This is a genomic window from Nocardioides sp. (assembly GCF_036503465.1).
Lineage (GTDB): Bacteria > Actinomycetota > Actinomycetes > Propionibacteriales > Nocardioidaceae > Nocardioides.
The window spans coordinates 1-4,700 of record NZ_DASXWU010000022.1 but is presented as its reverse complement, the minus strand read 5'-3'; the positions used below and the strand labels follow the sequence as shown (position 1 = coordinate 4,700).

Sequence of the window (4,700 nt, the reverse complement as noted above, 5' to 3'; positions counted from 1 at the left end):
CCCCGGCTGCCAGTCGGTGGACACCACCGAGCGGCTCCTGCCGTGGCTCGCCCAGCACCCCGAGGAGTACGTCGTGGTGCTGGGGCCGAACATCTCGTTCGGCGACGGGGTGACCGTCTGCGAGAGCCTGCGCACCTCGCGACCCACCACCAGCGTCGTCTTCGTCCGCCCCGCGCTCGACACCGCCTTGCTGGCTCGCGCCATGCAGGCCGGCGCGCGCGAGGTCGTGGCGATGGACGACCTGCACCTGGTCGCCGGTGCCGTGTCTCGTGCCCACCAGTTCTCGCAGGCGCTCCGCGGCCCCGAGGCCTCGAAGCACAACGGCCACGTGATCTCGATCTTCTCCCCCAAGGGCGGGGTCGGGAAGACGACCGTCGCGGTCAACCTGGCGCTGGCGCTCACCGACAACGGTGCACGCCAGGTGTGCCTGGTCGACTTCGACCTCGCCTTCGGCGACGTCGCGATCACGTTGCAGCTGTTTCCGTCCCACACGATCGAGCACGCCATCGGGTCCGAGGAGGACCTCGACGCGCCGATGCTCAACTCGTTGCTGACGCGTTACCAGGACTCCTTGAAGGTGCTGGCGGCCCCGAGTCATCCGGACGTCCGCGAGCGGATCACCCCGCTGTTGATCTCGAAGGTCCTGCGCACCTTGCGCACGATGTACGACTTCATCGTCGTGGACACCGCGCCGGCATTCGACGAGCAGACCCTCACCGCGCTCGACGAGACCGACGAATGCATCATCGTGGCGACCCTCGACGTCCCCACGCTGAAGAACGTCAAGGTCGCCCTGGACACGCTCGAGATGCTCAACATCGGGCGCGGTCACCGCTACCTGCTCCTCAACCGCGCCGACGACGCCGTCGGCATCGGGGCGGAGAAGGTGGAGACGATCCTCGGGATGCACGTCGCGTCGCAGATCTCGACCTCGATCGACATCGCCGCTGCGACGAACGCCGGTACGCCGATCATCGCGGCGAGCCCGAACCACCCGTCGAGCTCGGCGTTCCGGAGCCTTTCCACGCTGATCGTCGGCGAGCCCGCCGGCGTCGTCGGTGTGGGAAGAAGCAACCGCACCGCGGACTCGGAGAACGACAGGTTCGCCAAGCTCTTCAGGATCAAGAGGTGACATCGTGAGCAGTCTTGCCGAACGCCTGGCCGCGGCCCGCAAGCAGAGCGAGTCCGGCGAGACCCCGCCGCCTCCTCCGCCGCCGCGGGGCCCTGAGGAGAAGGACGAGGCAGCTGCCGCACCTCCGCCGCCGCGGGGTGGCAGCGGCGACGGCGAGGAGGGCGCCGTTCGCACCCGCACCGCGCCGGTCCCGACCAGCCGCGTCAGCGCCCGTCGCGGCAACGCCGAGCACGAGCGCCTCGAGGAGCTCAAGCAGGACGTGCACACCGAGCTGCTGAAGCAGCTCGGCCCGCAGCTCTACGACGCCAACCTCGACCAGGCCGATCTCGACCAGCGGGTCCGCACTGTCCTCTCCCAGCTGATGAGCTCGCAGGACCGGCCGATCAGCAACGCCGATCGCAACCGGCTCACCCAGGAGATCAGCGACGACATCCTGGGCTACGGGCCGATCGAGCCGTTCCTGCGCGACGACGACGTCTCCGAGGTCATGGTCAACGGCGCGGAGTCGATCTGGCTGGAGAAAGGCGGCAAGCTGCTCAAGGCCAACGCCCAGTTCAGCGACGAGGCCCACGTCCGTCGCACGATCGACAAGATCGTCTCGCGGATCGGCCGTCGCGTCGACGAGTCGAGCCCGATGGTCGACGCGCGCCTGCCTGACGGCAGCCGTGTGAACGCGGTCATTCCTCCCCTCGCGGTCGACGGATCCTCGCTGACCATCCGTAAGTTCGCTGCCGACCCGCTGACTGCGGACGACATGATCGCGTTCGGCACGCTCAGCGAGCGCGCCGTCGAGTTCCTCGACGCCTGCGTACGCGGCCGGCTGAACATCATCGTGTCCGGCAGCACGGGCGCTGGGAAGACGACGACGCTGAACGTGCTCTCGTCGTTCATTCCCGCCGACGAGCGCATCGTCACCATCGAGGACGCCGCCGAGCTCCAGCTCAAGCAGGACCACGTGGTGCGTCTCGAGTCCCGCCCGGCCAACATCGAGGGCCGAGGCATGGTGACGATCCGTGACCTGGTCAAGAACAGCCTGCGTATGCGTCCCGACCGGATCATCGTCGGTGAGGTCCGTGACGCCTCGGCGCTCGACATGCTCCAGGCGATGAACACCGGTCACGACGGCTCGATCTGCACGCTGCACTCCAACGGCCCCCGCGACACCCTGGCCCGTATGGAGACCATGGTGCTGATGGCCGGCATGGACCTGCCCGTGCGGGCGATCCGCGAGCAGGTCGCCTCCGCCGTCGACCTGATCGTGCACCAGACCAGGTTCAAGGACGGCAGCCGCAAGATCACCAGCTTGACCGAGGTGGAGCGGATGGAGGGCGACATCATCACCCTCCAGGACATCTTCGTCTACGACCACTCCGCGGGCTTCGACGCGGACGGCAAGGCCCAGGGCTTCCTGCGGTCCACCGGTCTCCGGCCGAAGTTCCTGGACAAGATGGAGCACTCCAACGTGCGCATCGACCCGATGCTGTTCGCGATGGAAGGGTTGCGGTGATCGCAGTGCACGCCGCCGTTCTTCCGCTCGCCGCGGGCGACTCCAGCGGACTGATGTATGCGGGGCTCGGCACGTTGGGCCTGGGCCTGCTGGTGCTGCTGGTGCTCGCGGTCCCGCGGGAGCGGAGGCTGACCACCGAGGAGCGCGTCGTCCAGTACGCCGCGCGCGCGGCGGCCGGCATGCCGTCCGGCGGTGCGCCGATCCCGCCTCCCACCGCCGACGACTCTCCTCTCCAGTCCGCCAAGTCCGCCGCGGCGAACGTCCTCAAGCGCAACAAGGGGCTCGAGACCAAGATCGCCCAGCGGCTCGACGGTGCCGGCAGCAGCTGGCGTCCGGCCGAGTGGCTGCTGATGCACGCCGGAGTCTTCCTGGGCGTCTCGATCCTCGGGCTCCTGATCGGCGGCGGCAACCTGGTCATCGGACTGATCTTCATCGCGATCGGGGCGATCGGCCCGTGGTTCTACCTGAGCTTCAAGCGGAACCGGCGCAAGAAGAAGTTCGAGCGGCAGCTCCCGGACACGCTCCAGCTGATGTCCGGGTCGCTGGCGGCCGGTCTTTCCCTCGCGCAGTCGGTCGACACCATCGTCCGCGACGGCGCCGAGCCGGTGACCAGTGAGTTCCGGAAGGTGCTGGTGGAGACCCGGCTGGGTCTCTCCCTCGAGACCGCGCTGCAGGGCGTGGCCGACCGGTTCCAGAGCAAGGACTTCGAGTGGGTGGTGATGGCCATCAACATCCAGCGTCAGGTCGGCGGTAACCTCGCCGAGCTGCTCAGCACGGTCGCCGGGACGATGCGCGAGCGCGAGTACATCCGCCGCCAGGTCGCCGCACTCGCCGCAGAGGGCAAGCTGTCCGCCCTGGTGCTCGGCGGTCTACCGCCCGCCTTCCTGGGATACCTGCTGCTGGCCAACCGCGAGTACGTCATGGTCCTCTTCACGCGGACCCTCGGGATCTTCATGCTGGTCGGAGGATCAGTGATCCTCGGAGTTGGCGCCCTCTGGATGAACAAGATCGTCAAGGTCGAGGTCTGAGATGACACTTCTACTGGTCCTGGGCGCTGCCCTGGTGATCCTCGCTCTCGTGCTCGTCTCCGCCTCCCTCGGGACGACGGCCGGCGGTCAGGCGATGACCGGCGTCGATCGCTCGGTCGCCCTGGTGCAGGCGCTGACCAACTCGCCGAAGGAGCTCACCAAGGAGTACGACGAGCCCTTCGCCGACCGGGTGATGAAGCCCCTGCAGGAGAAGGCGTCCAAGCTGGCTCGCCGACTGTCGGGCGGTGACGCCCCGGAGCGCATCCGCAAGCGTCTGGACGTCGCCGGCAACCCACCGGGCTGGACCGTCGAGCGCGTCCAGGCGGGGAAGACTATCGGTGCCATCGCGCTGTTCCTGGTCGCCGGCCTCCTGTCCACGGCGATGGGCATGAGCTTCACCATCAAGATCCTGTTCGTCGTCTGCGCGACGCTCGTGGGCTGGTTCGCACCGAACCTGTACCTCTACCAGAAGGTCTACGAGCGGTCGTTGATCATGCAGCGCGACCTCCCCGACGCGATCGACCTGATGACCATCAGCGTCGAGTCGGGCCTCGCCTTCGACGCCGCGGTCCAGCAGGTGGCCCGCAACACCGAGGGTCCCCTTGCCGACGAGTTCTCCCGCGTGCTGCGCGAGATGCAGATCGGCCAGGGCCGGGCGGCTGCCTTGCGCGCCCTCGCCGAACGCACCGAGGTCGAGGACGTGAAGAGCTTCGTGACCTCGATGGTGCAGGCCGACAGCTTCGGCATCCCGATCGCCAACGTGCTGCGGATCCAGTCCTCCGAGATGCGGACCAAGCGTCGTCAGCGGGCCGAGGAGAAGGCGCAGAAGGTGCCCGTGAAGATGACGGTGCCCCTGATCTTCTGCATCCTCCCCTCGCTGTTCATCGTGGTCCTGGGACCCGCTGCGATCCACATCATGGACTCGTTCAAGGGGATTTGAGTCCGGGGCCATGATCTGGGGCAGTCCAAGGCGTCAGTACACCTGGCTCGCCGTCGGAGCGCGCACCTTCGTGCTCCTCAGCCTGGTGATGCC

4 protein-coding genes are annotated in these 4,700 nt (G+C 67.9%); all 4 read left to right on the top strand.

The genetic code is table 11. From position 1 onward, the window contains the following. Positions 1-1,132: AAA family ATPase (locus VGK78_RS03200; RefSeq protein ID WP_331525879.1), on the top strand; the 1,132-nt coding region annotated here is incomplete at its 5' end. 4 nt (positions 1,133-1,136) lie between these two features. After that, on the top strand, positions 1,137-2,639 hold the full coding sequence (locus VGK78_RS03195; protein WP_331525878.1) for a CpaF family protein: 1,503 nt from the start codon (positions 1,137-1,139) through the stop codon (positions 2,637-2,639). Beyond that, a complete protein-coding gene (locus VGK78_RS03190; protein WP_331525877.1) occupies positions 2,636-3,667 on the top strand; it encodes a type II secretion system F family protein in 1,032 nt (343 codons plus the stop codon). The genes VGK78_RS03195 and VGK78_RS03190 overlap by 4 nt, the downstream gene beginning before the upstream one ends. A 1-nt stretch (position 3,668) precedes the next feature. Further along, positions 3,669-4,607, top strand: a complete 939-nt coding sequence (locus VGK78_RS03185; protein ID WP_331525875.1) for a type II secretion system F family protein — start codon at positions 3,669-3,671, stop codon at positions 4,605-4,607. Positions 4,608-4,700 lie beyond the last annotated feature (93 nt).